16 protein-coding genes and 1 tRNA gene are annotated in these 18,084 nt (G+C 48.3%); 10 read left to right on the top strand and 7 right to left on the bottom strand.

Going from position 1 to position 18,084, the window contains the following annotated elements; all coding sequences use genetic code 11:
- Position 1: 1 nt before the first annotated feature.
- From KOO62_05435 to KOO62_05425, 3 genes are read left to right on the top strand one after another with little or no spacing between them, the layout of a single operon-like run.
- On the top strand, positions 2-889 hold the full coding sequence (locus KOO62_05435) for a branched-chain amino acid ABC transporter permease (protein MBU8933431.1): 888 nt from the start codon (positions 2-4) through the stop codon (positions 887-889).
- Complete coding sequence (locus KOO62_05430; protein ID MBU8933430.1) at positions 886-1,650, top strand: ABC transporter ATP-binding protein; 765 nt, start codon at positions 886-888, stop codon at positions 1,648-1,650. The genes KOO62_05435 and KOO62_05430 overlap by 4 nt, the downstream gene beginning before the upstream one ends.
- Positions 1,651-1,653: 3 nt before the next feature.
- Positions 1,654-2,355 (top strand): ABC transporter ATP-binding protein, encoded by a 702-nt coding sequence (locus KOO62_05425; GenBank protein ID MBU8933429.1) that lies wholly within the window; start codon positions 1,654-1,656, stop codon positions 2,353-2,355.
- A 517-nt stretch (positions 2,356-2,872) separates the two neighbouring features.
- Here the strand turns inward: KOO62_05425 and KOO62_05420 are convergent.
- Positions 2,873-2,958, bottom strand: a tRNA-Ser gene (locus KOO62_05420).
- A gap of 511 nt (positions 2,959-3,469) precedes the next feature.
- Here KOO62_05420 and KOO62_05415 point away from each other — a divergent pair.
- From KOO62_05415 to KOO62_05385, 7 genes are all read left to right on the top strand, one after another.
- A complete protein-coding gene (locus tag KOO62_05415; GenBank protein ID MBU8933428.1) occupies positions 3,470-4,798 on the top strand; it encodes a sigma 54-interacting transcriptional regulator in 1,329 nt (442 codons plus the stop codon).
- A 184-nt stretch (positions 4,799-4,982) separates the two neighbouring features.
- Positions 4,983-5,396, top strand: coding sequence for a hypothetical protein (locus tag KOO62_05410; protein ID MBU8933427.1), 414 nt, complete (start codon positions 4,983-4,985; stop codon positions 5,394-5,396).
- On the top strand, positions 5,396-5,758 hold the full coding sequence (locus tag KOO62_05405) for a NifB/NifX family molybdenum-iron cluster-binding protein (protein MBU8933426.1): 363 nt from the start codon (positions 5,396-5,398) through the stop codon (positions 5,756-5,758). Before KOO62_05410 ends, KOO62_05405 begins: the two co-directional genes overlap by 1 nt.
- Positions 5,759-5,819: 61 nt before the next feature.
- A complete protein-coding gene (locus KOO62_05400; protein ID MBU8933425.1) occupies positions 5,820-6,143 on the top strand; it encodes a DUF5320 domain-containing protein in 324 nt (107 codons plus the stop codon).
- 19 nt (positions 6,144-6,162) lie between these two features.
- Entirely contained in the window at positions 6,163-7,035 is an 873-nt protein-coding gene (locus KOO62_05395) for an ATP-binding protein (protein MBU8933424.1), read from the top strand.
- A complete protein-coding gene (locus tag KOO62_05390) occupies positions 7,007-7,909 on the top strand; it encodes an ATP-binding protein (protein ID MBU8933423.1) in 903 nt (300 codons plus the stop codon). Before KOO62_05395 ends, KOO62_05390 begins: the two co-directional genes overlap by 29 nt.
- A 59-nt stretch (positions 7,910-7,968) precedes the next feature.
- A complete protein-coding gene (locus tag KOO62_05385) occupies positions 7,969-8,340 on the top strand; it encodes a NifB/NifX family molybdenum-iron cluster-binding protein (GenBank protein ID MBU8933422.1) in 372 nt (123 codons plus the stop codon).
- Positions 8,341-8,402: 62 nt separating this feature from the next.
- Here KOO62_05385 and KOO62_05380 read toward each other — a convergent pair whose 3' ends face one another.
- The 6 genes from KOO62_05380 to KOO62_05355 all read right to left on the bottom strand — a co-directional run bounded on the left by KOO62_05380 (position 8,403) and on the right by KOO62_05355 (position 18,031).
- Positions 8,403-13,067, bottom strand: coding sequence for a PAS domain S-box protein (locus KOO62_05380; protein MBU8933421.1), 4,665 nt, complete (start codon positions 13,065-13,067; stop codon positions 8,403-8,405).
- 269 nt (positions 13,068-13,336) lie between these two features.
- Positions 13,337-14,062, bottom strand: a complete 726-nt coding sequence (locus tag KOO62_05375; GenBank protein ID MBU8933420.1) for an rRNA pseudouridine synthase — start codon at positions 14,060-14,062, stop codon at positions 13,337-13,339.
- A gap of 152 nt (positions 14,063-14,214) precedes the next feature.
- Positions 14,215-15,003, bottom strand: coding sequence for an SMC-Scp complex subunit ScpB (gene scpB / locus KOO62_05370; GenBank protein ID MBU8933419.1), 789 nt, complete (start codon positions 15,001-15,003; stop codon positions 14,215-14,217).
- Positions 15,003-15,803 (bottom strand): segregation/condensation protein A, encoded by an 801-nt coding sequence (locus KOO62_05365; protein MBU8933418.1) that lies wholly within the window; start codon positions 15,801-15,803, stop codon positions 15,003-15,005. Before KOO62_05365 ends, scpB begins: the two co-directional genes overlap by 1 nt.
- Before the next feature lie 8 nt (positions 15,804-15,811).
- Positions 15,812-16,807: a tryptophan--tRNA ligase gene (gene trpS, locus KOO62_05360; GenBank protein ID MBU8933417.1), complete on the bottom strand. Its 996-nt coding sequence runs from the start codon at positions 16,805-16,807 to the stop codon at positions 15,812-15,814.
- Between the two features lie 117 nt (positions 16,808-16,924).
- The gene (locus tag KOO62_05355; GenBank protein ID MBU8933416.1) at positions 16,925-18,031 is read right to left on the bottom strand and encodes a hypothetical protein; all 1,107 of its coding nucleotides are present in this window, start codon (positions 18,029-18,031) and stop codon (positions 16,925-16,927) included.
- Positions 18,032-18,084: the final 53 nt, after the last annotated feature.

Genomic DNA, 18,084 nt, shown 5'->3' with positions numbered 1-18,084 from the left:
AATGGAATATGTAATTCACATATTGATTTTGTATTGCATCTATTTGATTCTTGGTGTTTCTCTGAATTTAATAACAGGCTATGCTGGATTAATTACTCTCGCACATGCAGGATATTTCGGAATTGGTGCATATGTAATAGCAATATTATCAACTAGTACTAATATGCCTGCGGCATTAAATATATTGATTGCTGTTCTCTTTTGCATAATAGTATGTGTTGTTGTTGCCATACCAACATTACGAATTAGGGATGACTATTTTGCAATTGCCACATTTATGCTTCACATTATTATCTACAATATTTTCAATAATTGGATATCAGTTACGGGTGGCCCTATGGGCATAACAGAAATACAGAACCTTTCATTTGGTTTTGTAAATCTATATTCTACATTCTCCTATTTTGTTGTTATTTTTGTGGTCTGTATAATTTCATTGGCAATAATGCGAAGAATCTGTTTATCACCATATGGAAAGGTATTGAAGGGTATCCGTGAGGACGAGTTACTCTTACGCTCATTCGGGATAAATGTTAATAAATATAAGATCTCTGTATTTATAGTAGGAAGTTCTTTTGCGTCCTTGGCAGGTGCTCTTTATGCTTATTACGTGGGATTTGTGTCACCTCCGGCTTTTACATTTATGGAGTCTGTATATATTTTAGCAATTATAATTATTGGAGGTGCGGGTAATTTTTGGAGCCCAATATTGGGCGCACTCGTAATGGTGTTATTTCCAGAGATTTTTCGGTTTATTGGATTGCCTAATTCCATAGTAGCAAACTTAAGGCAGATTTTACTGGGAGTTGCTATTATTCTATTTTTAGTTTACAGGCCGAAAGGGATTTTGGGTGAGAATATTTTTGCAAAAACTGGGAAATTGGAATGAACGAAGAAATCCTGTCAATGCATAATGTTAGTAAAAGCTTTAATGGTATAAATGCCATTAATAATATATCATTATCAGTGAAAAGTTCAGAAATCGTTGGTTTAATCGGCCCAAATGGTTCTGGTAAAACGACTCTTTTTAATCTAATTAGTGGTTTCATTTTACCGGACAGCGGAGAGATTAATTATCTTAAGAAAAGTATTGTAGGCACTCCATCACAAAATATAGCGAAAGCAGGAATTACAAGAACCTTTCAAGATTTGCGACTAATCCGTAGGTTAAGTATAGTTGATAATGTCTCCATGGCTTTTAAAAATAGACTTGGCAATAGCTTAATAAAATTGTTTACCAAATGGAGTAGTATTAGAAAACAAGAACATTCTTTTCGGCAGGAGGTAACACGATTGTTGGAAAAAGCTGGGCTTGACAAAACAATTGATGAAATTGCCGATGAGCTTTCATATGGGCAGCAAAAACTTTTGACCCTTATCTCTTGTCTTGCGGCAAATGGTAATCTATTACTATTGGATGAACCTATCTCAGGCGTTGCTAAAAATCTTACAAATAATATTTTGGATATAATTCTACAACTACCGACCGAAGGCAAATCGGTAATTGTAATTGAACATAATATAGATGCAATCATTCAAATATGTGATCGAGTTGTTTTTATGGATGCTGGTAAAGTAATCTGCGAAGGAACACCTAATGAAGTTCGTAATAATCCAGAAGTCTTAAAAGCATATTTAAACAGAGTTTGATAAATGCTGAAAATTGATGCTTTAGATACTGGATACGGAATTAAACAAGTTATTTATGGATTAGATTTTGAAATTCTAGATAATGAGATCGTATCCATAATCGGCCCCAACGGTGCTGGAAAATCAACTCTTCTTAAAGCAATTTGTGGTTTGATTCCAATTTGGAAAGGCGAAATACGCTTTCAGGGAATGTTAATCAATAATTCTGTACCTTATGCAAATGTAATGCGTGGAATTACATTTGCTCCACAGGGAGGTCGCGTATTCCAGGATTTAACTGTTAAAGAAAATATTGAAGTAGGTGGTTTTCAGTTATCCAAACGTGCTTTATGTAATCGTTTTGAATATATTCTGGATGTATTTCCTCCTCTAAAGGAGCGATTATCGCAAATCGCCGGGTCGCTTTCCGGAGGGGAACAACAAATGCTATCTTTGGCTCGCGTCCTTATCCCGGAACCGAAATTGTTAATGCTTGATGAACCTACTTTGGGTCTTGCCCCTAATTATGCAAATCTTATACTTGATAAAATTCAAGAAATCATGAAAGGTCATTCTTTAAGCATAATCATAGTAGAACAAAAAGTAAAAGATATACTTGAGATTTCTGATCGCGTATATTCTTTAAAACTTGGTAAAAAAGCATTTTGTGGAAATTCGGAAGAATTAATAAACGATAATACTTTAATCAGAAAACTCTTTTTGTAGTTAGCATTTTACTATTGATTGCTAGTTCTCATTGATAATCTTCAATTGAGAACCAATAATCCTTTAAAGGCAATTGATTTCTTCCACATTCAACCTAAACTAATACCAGCATATATAAAATTGTTCTCTTGCAATCCAAACTAAGAGGATACTATGTCTTCAAACTTGTGTAATGCACACAGGCAGTGGCCTTCGCGTCCGCCGGATGAACGGTTCGTATCTGTGAAACAGATAGAACCCGAAGGTCACAAAGTAAAAAATCACCGAACTAGAAACACCATTAGATAATAATAGATACTATCATTTTGACCTTCGTGCTAGAACCTTTACAGACCATTTTCCCATGGGAACGCATAACTAATTGCGATGTAATGAATTATGGTAGCGGGGGGGGATTTGAATCCCTGACCTTCGGGTTATGAGCCTGAAGGTCACCGTGCCCTACCCAAACGGCAGCTTGTCCACAGCTTTCGACAGATGATCTGCAGCCAGATGGACCCCGCAAACATGGATAAAGCGGAGAGGCAGGGATTCGAACCCTGGGTACCCAAAGGGTACACTGGTTTTCGAGACCAGCGCTTTCAACCGCTCAGCCACCTCTCCGACAGCAAAACGAGTAATTCCGCAGTCACAAACTAATACCTACAGGCCATTGGTCCATAGATAGTTTGTCTACGAGAATGTGGTCCTCCATCATACTCGTTTCTTATGACCAAACAAGTTATGAAAACCATAACGAAAGTCAAGCAGGCCCTTTTTTTTTCGGGATGATCGACTGAGTATTGCACCCCGACCAATTATGATTGATGGAATTCGTGCATTTGTCGATTATGGGTAGTGTCCGAACGGGGTCCTGACAGGACTGGCCAGCCCATTCTCTGAAATCTGGTTATGCCTTACAAATACATCGCGATTGAAAGCAAGAGCGGAAATGAAGACTCTAAATATGGTTTTGGGCAGATCCGTTTTACATCAAGCACAAGATACGGTTGGAGGTTCATCTTAACAATTCCTTTCCACTCAAGCCAATCGACCAAATGCGAGTGTTAGTAATAGTTGCATAATTGCAACGTAGGCCATATTATGGGTTGAAAGCTTCTTGGGATTGAAGGATATGGCAAATACAAGTATAGATACCACCAAGATAATTCTCGACTCAATCGCCGATGGTGTTTTCACGATTGATCGCGAGTGGCTGATAACTTCTTTCAATCGGGCGGCTGAGGAAATTACCGGTATTCTGAAGGAGGAGGCTATTGGTCAACGGTGCAGCGACGTATTTCATGCTTCGATTTGCGAAACAAGCTGTGCACTCAAAGAGACCCTCGAATCCGGGAAACCCGTAATCAACCGAACTGCCTTCATTATCGATGCTGAAGGAAACAGAGTCCCAATCAGTATTTCAGCAGCGGTCCTGAAGAACAAAAACGGGGACATCATTGGAGGTGTTGAAACGTTCCGCGACTTGAGCACAATTGAGGAACTCCGGCTGGAACTGGAGAAGAAATACTCCTTCCATGATATTATCAGCAAGAACAGCGAAATGCTTCGGATCTTTGATGTCCTGCCAAGCATCGCCGAGAGTGATAGCACAGTGCTTATCGAAGGCGAAACCGGTACCGGCAAAGAACTGATTGCCCGTGCCCTGCATGATTTATCACTTCGAAAAGACAATCCATTCGTTGCTGTCAACTGCGGTGCAATACCAGATACCCTTCTCGAATCGGAGCTCTTTGGCTACAAAGCGGGAGCCTTCACCGATGCCCGTCGAGATAAGCCGGGACGCTTTGCAAAAGCCGAAACCGGAACCATATTCCTCGACGAAATTGCTGATGTTTCCCCAGCCTTGCAGGTGCGTTTGTTGCGAGTTATTCAGGAAAGAACCTATGAGCCGCTGGGTGCTACAGAATCAGTTCCGGCGGATGTTCGCATTGTTGCCGCATCCAACAAGAACCTCGAGAACCTTGTCCAATCAGGAGAGTTCAGAGAAGATTTGTTCTATCGCATCAACGTAATTCTCATCACCTTGCCACCGCTCCGGAAACGCAAAGAAGATATTCCAATGTTGACTAATCATTTCATCCGGCGTCTCAGCAACCTCAGGAAAAAGCTCATCACGGACATCTCGCCCGACGCCCTGGCTGCTCTGGTAAGTCATAATTATCCAGGCAATATCAGAGAGCTTGAGAATATCATCGAACGTGCCTTTGTTCTCTGTCGAGGGACTACTATTGAGATTGACGATCTGCCCGACAAAATCAGCCATAGAGATGAAAGGGCTTCAGCAAAAATAAGCTCTATGGATGATATTGAGGCAGCATTCATAACCGAGGCACTCAAGAGAAACAACTGGAATAGGAAACAAACAGCCGAAGAACTTGGAATGCACAAAACGACGCTCTGGCGTAAAATGAAGAAACTGGGAATCTCCAACCCTGACTGATTGAGGTTGCATATACGCAACCATCACCAATCAATAACTGCATTACTGCAATCAATCGCTACACAACGTCCCATCCTCCAAATTGGACCAGCCTTGTAACTCGTTGAATCCAACTACTATAACTCTTCACTCTTGCGGGTATGTCCATTTCGGCATGAATAGTGCTCAAGATATGAGCATGACTATGAAGGTTGCAATTCCGATATGGAATGGACGTGTTTCACCTGTAATGGACACAGCGTGTCGTCTGCTCGTGGTCGAGTTTTCCGATAGCGTTGAGGTCTCCAGAGAAGCCTGGGATATTCCTCAGGTCAATATCCCATACCGGGTAAGCTTCTTCATAGATCGCGGCATTGATGTCCTGATCTGCGGAGCTATATCGCATCAGTTCGAACGAATGCTTTCTGCTTCAGGAATTAAGACCGTTCCCTGGTTTGGCGGAAATGTTGATGAAATAGTCACCGCCTACGCCGACGGCTCTCTGCAAAACAACAGCTACCGCTTGCCCGGTTGTGGGCGACGTCGCCGTCAGGGAATGGGTAGGTGTCGTGGTCGACGTACAGAACTCGGTCGTTATAAACAATTTGAGGAGGAGTGATGAGGATAGCAGTTACATCACAAGGTACAGATTTGGCTAGCAAGGTTGATCCACGATTTGGCCGGGCGTTGTATTTCCTGGTATTTGATACGACTGACGAGAGCGTTGAAGTTGTTGAGAATAGCCAGAACGTAAATGCCGCGCAGGGAGCCGGTATCCAGGCAGCCGAAAACATTGCAAAGAAAAACGTCGACATCGTTGTTGCCGGCAATTTCGGTCCGAAAGCGTTTCGAGCTCTGGAAGTAGCAAAAATCAAGGTCGCCCTCTGGGCAGATGGGACCGTTGCAGAGGCGATTGAGCAGGTTCGGAATGACAAACTCAAGATATGCGACAAAGCCAATGTTGAAGGACACTGGATGTGATTGTCTGCTCTTATAACTTGGAAGAGATGATTTCAATAATCAAAAAAGATAGGAGTTCAAGATGCCAGGTGGAGACAAAACCGGACCGTCAGGTGACGGACCAATGACAGGACGAGGCGTCGGTTTTTGTGCCGGCAACGATGTATCAGGAAATCAGAATCCTTCTCCCGGACGCTTTGGTCGTGGTCGGGGCGGAGGACAAGGTAGAGGTGGTGGTCAGGGTCGCAGACGTGGTGGCGGACAAGGCAAAGGTGGCGGGCAAGGCCTCGGCCCCGGTACCGAATGTGTCTGCCTGAACTGCGGTGTGACTGTTCCGCATCAGCAAGGCATGCCCTGCATTGAGACAGACTGCCCGAAGTGTGGCCAGAAAATGACGAGGCAGTAAGGAACTGAAAAACAATACTTTGAAAATATCTGTCGCCAGCGGTAAAGGTGGTACCGGAAAAACAACGATTGCCACCAATTTGGCCGTTGCGATTGGTCGGATGGGTAAGACCGTTGCCTACCTTGATTGCGATGTCGAGGAACCGAACGGTCATTTGTTCCTGAAGCCGGAGATCAAGGAACAGATCGATGTTACTGTTCCGGTTCCCCGAGTTGATCTCGATAAGTGCACTCTATGTGGTGATTGTTCCGCAGCCTGCGAGTATCACGCTATCGCCGTACTGGGAAAAACAGTGGAGGTCTTTGATTCACTTTGTCATGGTTGCGGGGGATGCCTTGATGTTTGCCCGGAAGATGCCATCGAAGAAATCCCCAGAACTATCGGACAGATCAATCGTGGAGTTGGGATGGGAGTCGAGTTCCTTGAGGGACGTCTGAATGTCGGAGAAGCGATATCACCTCCCGTTACGAAGGCTCTGCGGAAGCTTGGTACGACATCCAGTGTAGTCATTATCGACGCTCCCCCCGGTACATCCTGTCCGGTCATTGAAGCAATCAAAGACACAGATTTCGTGATATTGATAACCGAACCCACACCATTTGGATTGAACGATCTTAAACTGGCAGTCGGGATGGTGCGTGAGATCGGCCTGTCATATGGCGTCGTGATCAATCGTTCAGATATTGGTGATAGCAGAACTCACGAATATTGTCGGCAAGAGAAGATCGATATTCTAATGAACATTCCCTTTGACCGTCAGGTTGCTGAAACATACTCGCGTGGAGACATGATGCTTGATGTCAACTCACAGTATGATAAGAACCTGTACGATCTTTACCAGATCATAGCAGAACGGGTTAATCATGACGGAACTGATCGTAGTCAGCGGTAAGGGCGGTACGGGAAAGACCAGTTTGGTCGGATCACTCGCTGCTTTGTCACAGAACAAAGTGCTGGTTGATTGCGATGTCGACGCGGCTGATCTCCATTTGATTCTACAACATAACGTCCTGAGAACAACCAAGTTCATCGGTGGCAAGCAAGCCTCAATCATTGAAGAGAGATGCACAAATTGCGGGCTATGTGAGGAATTCTGCCGGTTCGATGCCATCAAGCATAAGTCACCCTCTGACCTCGACGGCGAAGAGAAGTATTGGATTGACAAGCATGCTTGTGACGGATGTGCGGCTTGTGTACGTCACTGCCCGGAACAGGCCATCGATTTCAAGGAAGTTATCAGCGGCGATTGGTTCCTTTCCGAGACCCCGCATGGACCTCTCCTGCATGCGCGTCTGGGTCTGGCACAGGCCAATTCCGGCAAGCTGGTTTCGCTGTTGCGCCAGCAAGCAAGATTGATGGCGGAAAAGAGAGGGTTGGATCTGATTATTGTTGATGGTCCCCCCGGGATTGGCTGTCCCGTGATTGCCTCGATCACCGGAGCCACATACGTTCTGATAGTTACTGAACCATCTATGTCGGCTATGCACGATATGGAACGGCTATTACAATTAACCACACACTTCAGAATGCCAACCGGGATATGTATCAACAGGTCCGATATCAATCACGACCTGACTTCCCGTATCGAGAACTTTGCAAAGAAGCAAAAAGTTAACACGCTGGGGCGAATCCCCTTTGACCCGGCAGTGACACAAGCTCAACTTGAGGGCACTTCCGTCATTGAGCATGTCACCAACGGAGCCTCAAAGAATATCTCACTCATGTGGTCAAACCTTGAAAACGAACTGAGAAAGAAAGGATCATAGTCTCAAATCAGATACATGACAAAACAAGAATCAACAGGAATTAACATGGAGTTAAGAATATGAAAATCGCAATCCCTACGGTAGATGGTGTGTTGTGCCCGCATTTTGGACATTGCCAGCAGTTTGCAATCCTTGATGTCAATTTGGAAACAAAGGTGATTGACAATTCTGAGATGTTGACCCCACCTCCGCACGAACCGGGCGTGCTCCCCGCATGGTTGCACAAGTTAGGATGTAATCTCATAATCGCTGGTGGTATGGGCGGTCGAGCCATAGACTTGTTCAAGCAAAATGACATCGAAGTTGTTATGGGAGCACCAAATGGAAAGCCCGAAGAGATTGTGATGGCCTATCTTGACAGCAAGCTCACTACCGGTGTCAATCCGTGTGATGATCCAGCCTTTCACGGCGACACGCCTTGCGGGGAGTAACCGTAACACCCTAAAGAAATACACTTGTGGGCGGCAGACACCTCCGTCTGCCGCTTACTGAACTATTCCGAAGACACCGATGCTCCTACCCGATTCAACTCCCGGCGCGCTGCCTCGGCAATAGTACGGAGCGTGAGCGGCTTTCGGATGTAGGCTCCTGCTCCCAACCGCAAGGCTTCATCCACCCGCTCCGACTCGGCGAAACCGGAGACTATTATGGCCTTCTGTTTCGGATTGATTTCGAGAGTCTGTCGATAGGTTTCGGCACCGTCGATTCCGGGCGGCATAACCATATCGAGAATTAGAAGATCTCGCGGGTTATTCCTGATGTAGTTAATTGCCTTCTCGCCACTCTCCACTGCATCGATCTCGTAACCAAGTTTTTTTAGTAGTTGCACCGACACATCACGCTGCACAACATCATCGTCAACTACCAGTACCGTCTCTGTGCCGCCGACGATCTCGGCCGGGGTCACTGTCGTAATTGATTGTCGCGCCACCGGGAAATAGAGATAGAACGAAGTTCCCTCCCCAACAATACTCTTGACATCAATGTATCCGTCATGATCCTTGACGACGGCATCAACAACACTCAAACCGAGACCGGAGCCACGTTTCTTGTCAGTTGTTTTGGTAGTGATGAACGGCTCAAAAATTGTCGGTAGGACATCAGGCGAAATGCCTGACCCGGTGTCAGTAATGGTGAGTTTGACGTACTCTCCTCGCGGAACACTGGCATAGCGACCGTATGCTTCATCTATGTAGTAGTTCTCGGTCATGATTGTGATTTGTCCGATGTTCTGCATGGCGTCGCAGGCATTTGAGATCAGGTTCAGCAATACTCGGCCGATCTGGGCACTCCCGCCCATAATTCTCAGAAGATCTCCAGCTAACTGGGTCTCACATACGAGCGTCTTTGGTGTCTCTTCCATCTGTTGCAAGACTTGGTAGACAATCTCATTGAGTTCCAACGGTTCCTGATTGTAATGCCCCCGCCGTCCCAGAGTCAGCAACTGCTGATTGATGTCAGCAATCTGAGAGGCTGCCTTTTCCATCTGTTCCAAATAGGTTAAACAGTGATGATCCTCAGCTAGCTCTTCTCTGATAAATTCCGGATAAGCCACCAGCGGCGCGAGCAGGTTGTTGAAATCATGTGCTACTTGTCCTGCTATACGACCCGCGATCTCCAGTCGTTCGGCGCGGGATTCAAGAGTTTGCAGACGTCTGATTTCGGTAATGTCACTCTTGACAGCCACATAATTGACGACCTTACCGTCACCATCATAGACAGGTGAAATTGTCACATCTTCGGTAAAGAGGGTACCATCTTTTTTCTTATTGATAACCTCTCCACGCCATTCTTCACCTCGCAACAACGTTTCCCACAACTTCTTGTAGAAGGCGTCATCATGCTTGTCGCTTTTCAATATTCGTGGATTTTGCCCGATAGCTTCCTTAACCGTATAGCCCGTTATTCTCTCGAAGGCAGGATTTGCATATTGAATTGTTCCCTCGGCATCCGTGATGACGATTGTCTCGGCGGCATGTTCAATGGCCCTTGATAGTCTGAGACGGTTGGCCTCGCCTTCTTTGCGATCGGTGATATCACGGGATGTCTCAATGACCTGGATAACCTCGCCCTCCTCGTCGAAGATAGGTGCAGCCACAATTTCCACCGCAATGGCCCGGCCTTCGATATCATAGTGGGTGTGTTCAACCGTCACCGGGGCTTTGGTTGCGAAAACATGCTTCAGTGGGCACGGGTCATCTGTACCCGTGCACGGTGTCGGAGAATTGTGTGAAGCTTCGTGACACTTCATGCAGGAGTCAGCAGAGTCTTTTCCTTTCATTATCTTGAGCGCAGCCTTGTTAGCCAGCTCGATCGTGTAGTCGTGGTTGATCACCATCAGACTCTCGGGGAACCCGTCAATGACCGTCTGCATAAACTTCCGCGCGCGTTCCCGCTCCCCCTCGGCCTGCTTGCGTTCGGTGATGTCGATGAAGATTCCTCGCGTGGCGACCGGCTTGCCGTCTTCAAACAGACAGCTACTATTACCCGCGACCGTGATCATCTTGCCGGTCTTGGAAACAAGAACAGTCTCCACGCCCTTGGCAGTTCCCCCAGCCTGAACCCTCTCAAAGATATCCAGACAGTGTTCTTTGTGGTCTGGGTGAATAATGTCGAACAGGGAGAGATTGGCGATTTCTTCCTCTTCGTAGCCAAGCGTTTCACGCCATGCTGGATTCACATAGAGAAACGAGCCATCCGGACGAACGCACTGAATCAGATTGCTCGCATTATCGAACAAATCACGGTAGCGCCCCTCGCTCTCCCGTAACGCCTCCTCGGCTTGCTTGCGCTCGGTGATGTCGTAAGTGAACAGCGAGTAACCTACCATCTTGCCATCCGGACCGAAAATGCCAGCCACAGTCGAATCCAGTTCGCGTACGCCCTCATCAGTCTCCTGTGTAATAGAGTAGTTGTATTCTCCGACCTGACGGACGATCTCCACTACGCGCTCGAAGCGCTTTGGCGAGACATTCTCTTTCGTATGCATTTCCAGAACGGTCTTGCCGACGACTTCCGCAGCAGAGTAGCCAAACAGTTTCTCCGCCATGGGATTGTAGTAAGTGATGCGGTAGTCCAGATCGGTCGTGGCAATAGCAACATCGCTCGCGCTACGCAGGATGTTGTCGAGCATAGTTGTCTTTTCCCGCAGCGCCTCCTCGACCTGCTTGCGCTCAGTGATGTCTTTGTCCACACCACGATAACCGGCGAGCTTGCCTTCGTCGTCCAATATGGGAACGCCGTTAGTAAGGAGGTAAACCTCATGTCCATCTTTGGCAATGTTCAAGTTCTCCAAGTCAACGATGGGCTGTTTGTCAGCCGCTATTGCCGTGAAGATTCTGGATACGCGCTCGGCCTCCTTCTCAGACATTAAGTCGAAAGGCGTCTTCCCCAGCAGGTCTTCGGGAACATAACCCAGCACCTCTTCCACGCCGTCGGAGACATAGGTGTACCTGCCCTGCGCATCAACTTCCCAGATCCAGTCGGCGGTACTCTGCGCTACATCTCGGAAGCGTGCCTCTGACTCCCGCAGTGCCTCCTCGGCCCGCTTGCGCTCAGTAATATCACGCATGGTTCCAATAAGACCGATGACCTTGCCATCCGAGTCACGAAGCAGTGAGCTCTCCATATGGGTGGGAAACGTTGTGCCGTCCCTTCGCACATGCCACACCTCACCACTGAATGAGCCACTGTCCATAACCTGCCGATTGATTTCATTCACGGCTAGCATCTGATCTGCCGTATGAAAAATCGAGAGAGATTTTCCCAGCAACTCCTCGGGCTCATATCCATGCATTTGTGCGAAAGCCCGGTTAACGAATTCCAAATTGCCATCAACATCCACCTGGGCCATTCCCTCGTTACACTGCTCGGCAACTGAAGATAGATGCCGCAACTTCTCTTCCGTCTTCTTGCGCTCGGTGATGTTGGAGACTACTCCGCTGACACGCGACAGCTTTCCGTCCGGAGTGAACTCGATAACTTTGGTGTCTATGACGTGAATGGTTTCCCCGTCTTTGCGGATGATGCGGTATTCTGTCACTAGGGGTCCGATGTCCGGCCCCAAGGCTATGTGCTCTCTGACCTCCCGGAACACTCTTTCACAATCTTCCGGATGTGAAAAGGATCGCACCACGCCGGCGGGATCAGCCGAGATCTCTTCCACAGTGTAGCCCGTATGACTCTCGATGGACGGGGAGATGAAGTCATACTGGTTGAGTATGGGGTCGTAACGATAGATTACGTCACTAACAGTATCGGCAAACGCACGTAATTTCTCTTCACTCTCCCGCAGCGCCTCCTCGGCCCGCTTGCGGTCGGTGATGTCCTCATGCATAAGGACAACATGACTGATTTCCCCATCTGCACTCTTCACCGGATAGATTGTCGCCGCCACCCAGGGCTTGGTACCGGTATCCAATGTCTCCAGCACATCGTATTGAACGACTGGGATTGTTACCTTTTCGCCTCCGAATCCCCGTTTGATATAGGGCATCACACCCAGGCACTCCAACTGTTGATCCTCAAGCATGTTGTAGCCTTGCAGATCATCAAGGGTTACTCCCCAGAGTTGTTCCCAGGCCTTATTTACTTGAATAGTCCTACCGTCGGGTTCCATAACCTGAATACTCATGGGTGACTGGTCCACCAACCTCCTAAATTGCTCCTTGCTTGCAATTAACGCCTCTTCGGCCTGCTTGCGCTGGGTGATGTCAAGCAACGCACTGGAGGTACCAGTGAACTTGCCAACTTCGTCGAATTGCGGTGAGGCAGTGACAGATATAAACCGATGGTTGCCGCTGGCAGTGACTATCTTCAAGTCATACGTGGATGATATACCTTTTCCTCTTTGGGAGGTCTCCTGACGGACCAGCTTGACCTGGTCGTCCGGGAGGTATGACAGCAAGCTCTTCCCAACCATGGCCTCGCACGAATTCTCCTCGAATATCCTGACGCAAGCAGGATTGCAAAACTGAAAGACTTCGTTCTCATCAACAAAACCAACCCCCTCCATCAGGGAGTCAAATAACTCCTGGTATCTGGCATCGCTCTCCTGCAAGTTTGCCGAGTCGTGTGGGCGTGTTATGGTATTCTCCAATTCCGCAATGCGGGCGTGGAGTGATTCTACTTCCTTGAGTAACTCTTTTCGGGATTTCATCAATTCCGGCATATCCCTGCCTTTCCAAAGTGAATGTCAACTACACTGACGTTCTGATAGACGATGCGAGGTGTAAAACAATAAACGCTAGTCGTGCTGCATTGCCAACCCTGAATGCAAACGCCTGTCGATCTGTCACCTGTTCACCCGGTTTCAATTCCGCCTCCGGATAGCCAGGGATATCGACTCGGCTACTTATAATGAGGTATCGGCAATTTGTCCGCAGGAATCAAGGTTCAACATGGGTTTTGTGAGAGAGTGCAGTACTCCTAAAGCCCCACCAGCTCTTTCAATTGCCGCACCTCATCGTCCGATAGATGGCGCCAGTTACCCGGTTGAAGCCCCTCGACGGTCAACCCGGCAAACTTGATTCGCTGTAGTCTGAGTACTCGATGCCCGACTGCCTTGCAGAGCTGCTTCACTTCGCGTTTGCGGCCTTCGGTAAGTGTGAGTCTGATCCGCGTGGTGTCGTCAGTACGAACACCTATACGCACTTTGGCTCTCCCTATGGCACCATCTTCTAGTGGGATGCCCTTACCGATCAGATGGGCGGAGTCGTGCTCGAAATATCCCCGTACCTGCGCCTCATACACCTTGGGCACCTCGTATCGAGGGTGGGTCAGACGATGAGCCAGATCGCCATCGTTGGTTAGCAACAGTACACCGTCGGTATCGTAGTCGAGACGACCGACCGGATAAACACGAACTTTAAGATTCCTAAGATAATCAGCCACCGTCCTGCGATGGAACGGATCGTCGAGTGTGGTCACTACTTCGCGCGGCTTGAACAACAGAACATGTACCTTCTCCCGTACCGGCGACACGACAGTTCCGTCCACCTTGACTACGTCACATTCGTCGTCAATAATCGTGCCCACCTTGTCGACCAGACAATCGTTGACAACTACTCGCTGTTGAGCTATAAGGGCATCAGCCCCACGACGCGAAGTGACACCGCACAGGGCAAGGAACTTGTTGATTCGTACTGAGGGCATAGTTTCATTGCTCACCAGTCCCATAGCAAGCTATGGGGTACCGAAACAGAGTCGTCATCCTGAGCGAAGTCGAAGGAAAACAATAGCAATAGTATTGTCAGGTTGAAGTCAACTGAACCTACCATTGGTACCGAGGCAACCACGTCAAGCCTTCAGGAGGTGGAATCGGCCGTGACAATCATATCGACAGTGATACCTTCTGACGTCTCTTCCTCGACAGATGTCGCTTCGACGCTGATCTCCTCCTCTGATGGTTCAACCGATGTTTCTTTCACCGAGATGGGAGCGATTTCAGTCTCACGCCGAGATTTCGGATCAAAAGTTCCGTCAGCTACATTGAGCTTCTGCTGTGTTTCTGCATCGAGAGCGTCGGGGTCCAGACTTAACTGCGACTGGTCCTGCGGCTCGACGGCCCTGATCAATTCCTCGATTTCCGTCATCTTGGGCAGATCGTCAAGCCGCGCCAATCCGAAAAACTTCAAGAACTCATCGGTCGTTCCGTATTGAAGCGGACGACCTACAGTCTCGGCTCGACCCTTGATAGTTATCATTTTCTTGTCGAGCAGATTGTGCAGAACGCCATCTGACGCTACCCCGCGAATGTGCTCGATCTCCGCTTTGGTCACCGGCTGACGGTAGGCGGTGATAGCCAGAGTCTCAAGCGATGCCCGCGTTAGACGCATCTTACGCCGACGGGCAAAGAGTTCCTCGACAAACCCGGCAAACTCCGGCAGGATATAAAACTGAAAGCCTCCGGCAATCTCCCGGATACGAGAGCAACTACCGGATTGCATATAACGATTGTTAAGATCGGCCACGATTTTGTTAACGCGGCTTGGGGTCATGTCGTCAATCAGCCCGGCAATACGCCGAACCGGTAGCGGTTCCGGTGAGGCCAGAATAAGTGCCTCGACTACTGATTGCTGGTATCCATTCTCCATCAGTTACTCACCATTTGTGGTTGGGATTGGGTAAAATCGATGATGTCCATTGATCTGCGGGGAGCCTCGAATTCCTTGCCCCGGTAAACCCGCATCTCACCAAATGACACCGATTGATAAATTGAGACGCGGTGAACACGAACCAGTTCCAGTAGAGCTATGAATGTCACGATAGCTACAATGCGACGGGGAACGTCAGAAAACAGTTCGGGGAAGGTAGCGAACTCTTGTTGCTTGAGCATTCCCATGATAACCGTGATCCGGTCTTCAATAGAGATCTCCTCGGCATCGACACTGTGAAATGCTTCATCGCGCTTTGCCTCCAGGACTTCCCTGAAAGCGGTCAGCAATTCGAACAATGACGTTCCTGGCGACAGGTCAACCTTGGTTTCAATCTTGCCTACCGGCGAGGGCGGCACATAGTTGCGTTCCTCAAGAAGCGCCTTCTCGCGCAGAATCTCGCTCGCTTCCCGATACTTGCGATACTCAACCAGAGCCATGATGAGCTCTTCGCGAGGATCGATCTCCTCCGGATCGTTTTCGTCACGAGGTAAAAGTAGTCGCGCCTTGGCTCGGATCAAAGTGGCCGCCATCAAAACGAACTCACCGGCGACATCAAGATTCAGTTCTTGTATCAGTTCCATATACTTCAAGTACTGGCTCGTTACGCGCGCCAGAGGAATGTCATAGATATCGACTTCCTCTTTCTTGATCAGATACAAGAGTAGATCAAGAGGTCCGCTGAAAACAGGCAGGTCAACCCGGTAATCCTGAGGCAATTGGCTGGTGGTCATGTTCATATTGTCATTCATCCTCGGTAGTTCATCTTCATAGCCACACGCACTCGGTCCATCACGCCTCCAGTTCGAATCCTGGCGCGGTCGCGGCCATCCTTGAGTACATCCCAGACGTAGTCCGGAGTTTTCTCCAGTTCGGCACGTTTGTCACGTATTGGCGCCAGGGCGCTGTTCATATTATCTGCGAGGCGCATCTTGCAATCGACACATCCAAGTTCACCCGTCCGGCATGGAACTGCCAGTTCTTCTTCGGCGTTTTGAGTATAGATGCGATGCAGCAGGAACACCGGGCATTGTTCTGGTCGACCCGGGTCCCCTTTTCGTAGTTTCTTCTCATCAGTATAGAAACCGCGAATACGCTTGATAGTGTCTTCCGGCGAGTAATCTATCGGAATGTGGTTGTCATAGGACTTTGACATCTTGCGGTTATCAGACCCGGGAATTAGCGGAATGTCTCTAAACAACCCTTCCGGTTCTTTCAGCGTCGGACCATAGTAGTGGTTGAACCGCTTTGCCAAATCGCCGGCGAGCCAAATATGTTTCTCCTGATCCTTACCGACCGGCACTTTGTCAGCGTCATAGATACAGATATCCGCCGCCTGTAAAACAGGATACCCGAGAAAACCATACGAATCGAGCGTGTCCTTTTTCTCAATGTACGTTGGCAGCCGCATCAGTGTAGGTACTGTGATCATCGTGGAGAATATCCAATGCAATTCGACGTGCTCGGGTACCTCCGACTGGATGAAGATGGCGCACTGTTGCGGATCGAGACCAGCAGATAGAAAATCAATGGTCATCTGGAAAATCCGATCCTTCAGCACTCCCGGTTCCTTATAGTCGGCCGTCAACGCGTGCAGATCCACGATACAACAGTACATCTCATATTCCTGTTGCAACATGACCCAGTTGCGCAGGGCGCCCTCAAGATTCCCGATATGGAGTCTGCCGGTCGGTTGCATCCCGGAAAGGATAACCTGGCGGCCATTTTTGTTTGTGTCAGTCACAGAAGTATTCCCATATAATACACCTTTCTACCAGCTTTAGATGTTATCCAGAGTTGGGATCGAAATCAAATAAAACTTTTTAAGGAGTCCAGTTGAATCGTGGCTATATAGCAGCCCCTATCGCGCCAGGATCGATATTGTCCTGATTCCCGACGTTGATTCCAACCGCGTTGACTCATCGGGTCGGTAACAAATCGCCAGCAGCTTGTCGGGCGGTATACCGGACAGATCGAAATCGCCGCGACACCGGAATTCTTCTTCCACCCGCCAGTCAGTCTTATGACCTCGTGACTGGAATTGCCAGGCATTCTCCCTTGCTTCCGACTGACTTGATTTTTTCTCGTAGTACACGACCGGAACCACACCGTGAGCCAGTGCGAAATCGCGATCAATAGCTAATCCGTATGGTTCGAAAGACATCTCGTGATACCGGGCGCGCCATCGCATCAATGCCAGTGCCTTTTCCGGATCCAGACCAGTCATTGATACCGTTGCCACACCTCCCGGCATATGTCGTGGTGAAGCAATAATCTTGCGAGTGGATACGATATGTTGCAACGTATCAAAGGCAGATCGAGGATGTGTCTTAGAATCTACTACTGCTCGCCAATAATCGACTACTCGTTCATCTGGCCAGGGACCATTTGACGAACGGGTCCAGTGGACCAGGTACTTGCGGCCGAACCTGTCCAATTCCGAGTTAAGATGATCATGAATGATCTTATACTTCAAACGACTCGAACGGCGCTGATACACTATCTGCATAGAAGACATGATTTCCTTCCCTGCCGAATAACCCTCTGAGATGAGCCGAGACATGTTGCCGCCGGATCTGACCGAGATTGGCACCAGAGTATCGGCCGTATCAACAACCGCCCTATCACGTTGCACAGATAGATTCGTGACTTCTCCCCCTTCAGACAGAATTACAGGTCGAATCCGAGTGCGAGTCTGGTCAAAAGTGAACTGCTCCAGAGTCCAGGATTGCAACCGAGCGAAATCCGACTCATTGGCAGCCGGGATCAGTATCTCCTGCCTGAGATCGAGTTCCGCCCCAAAGGTGGTGATCAGCTCCCAGGTCTGAAGCCCTATCGATGTCACCAGCGTCAGATCATGATCACGAACCCACTGGACTGCCTTGATCACCTGCCGAACCCAGCCGGCATTGCCGTTCGGGTGGAGAGGCTGGCGCGATAACAGTATGGCAGCTTTCTTGCTTTTCATTATAAGTATCAAGATGCATCAGAATCGAACCTGGGGAAAGGATTGAGGTCAGT

Source organism: Candidatus Zixiibacteriota bacterium, from assembly GCA_019038695.1.
In the GTDB taxonomy this organism is placed as follows: Bacteria; Zixibacteria; MSB-5A5; order GN15; family FEB-12; genus B120-G9.
Note: the sequence above shows the minus strand (reverse complement) of the source record. Positions and strands in the feature narration are given on the sequence as shown.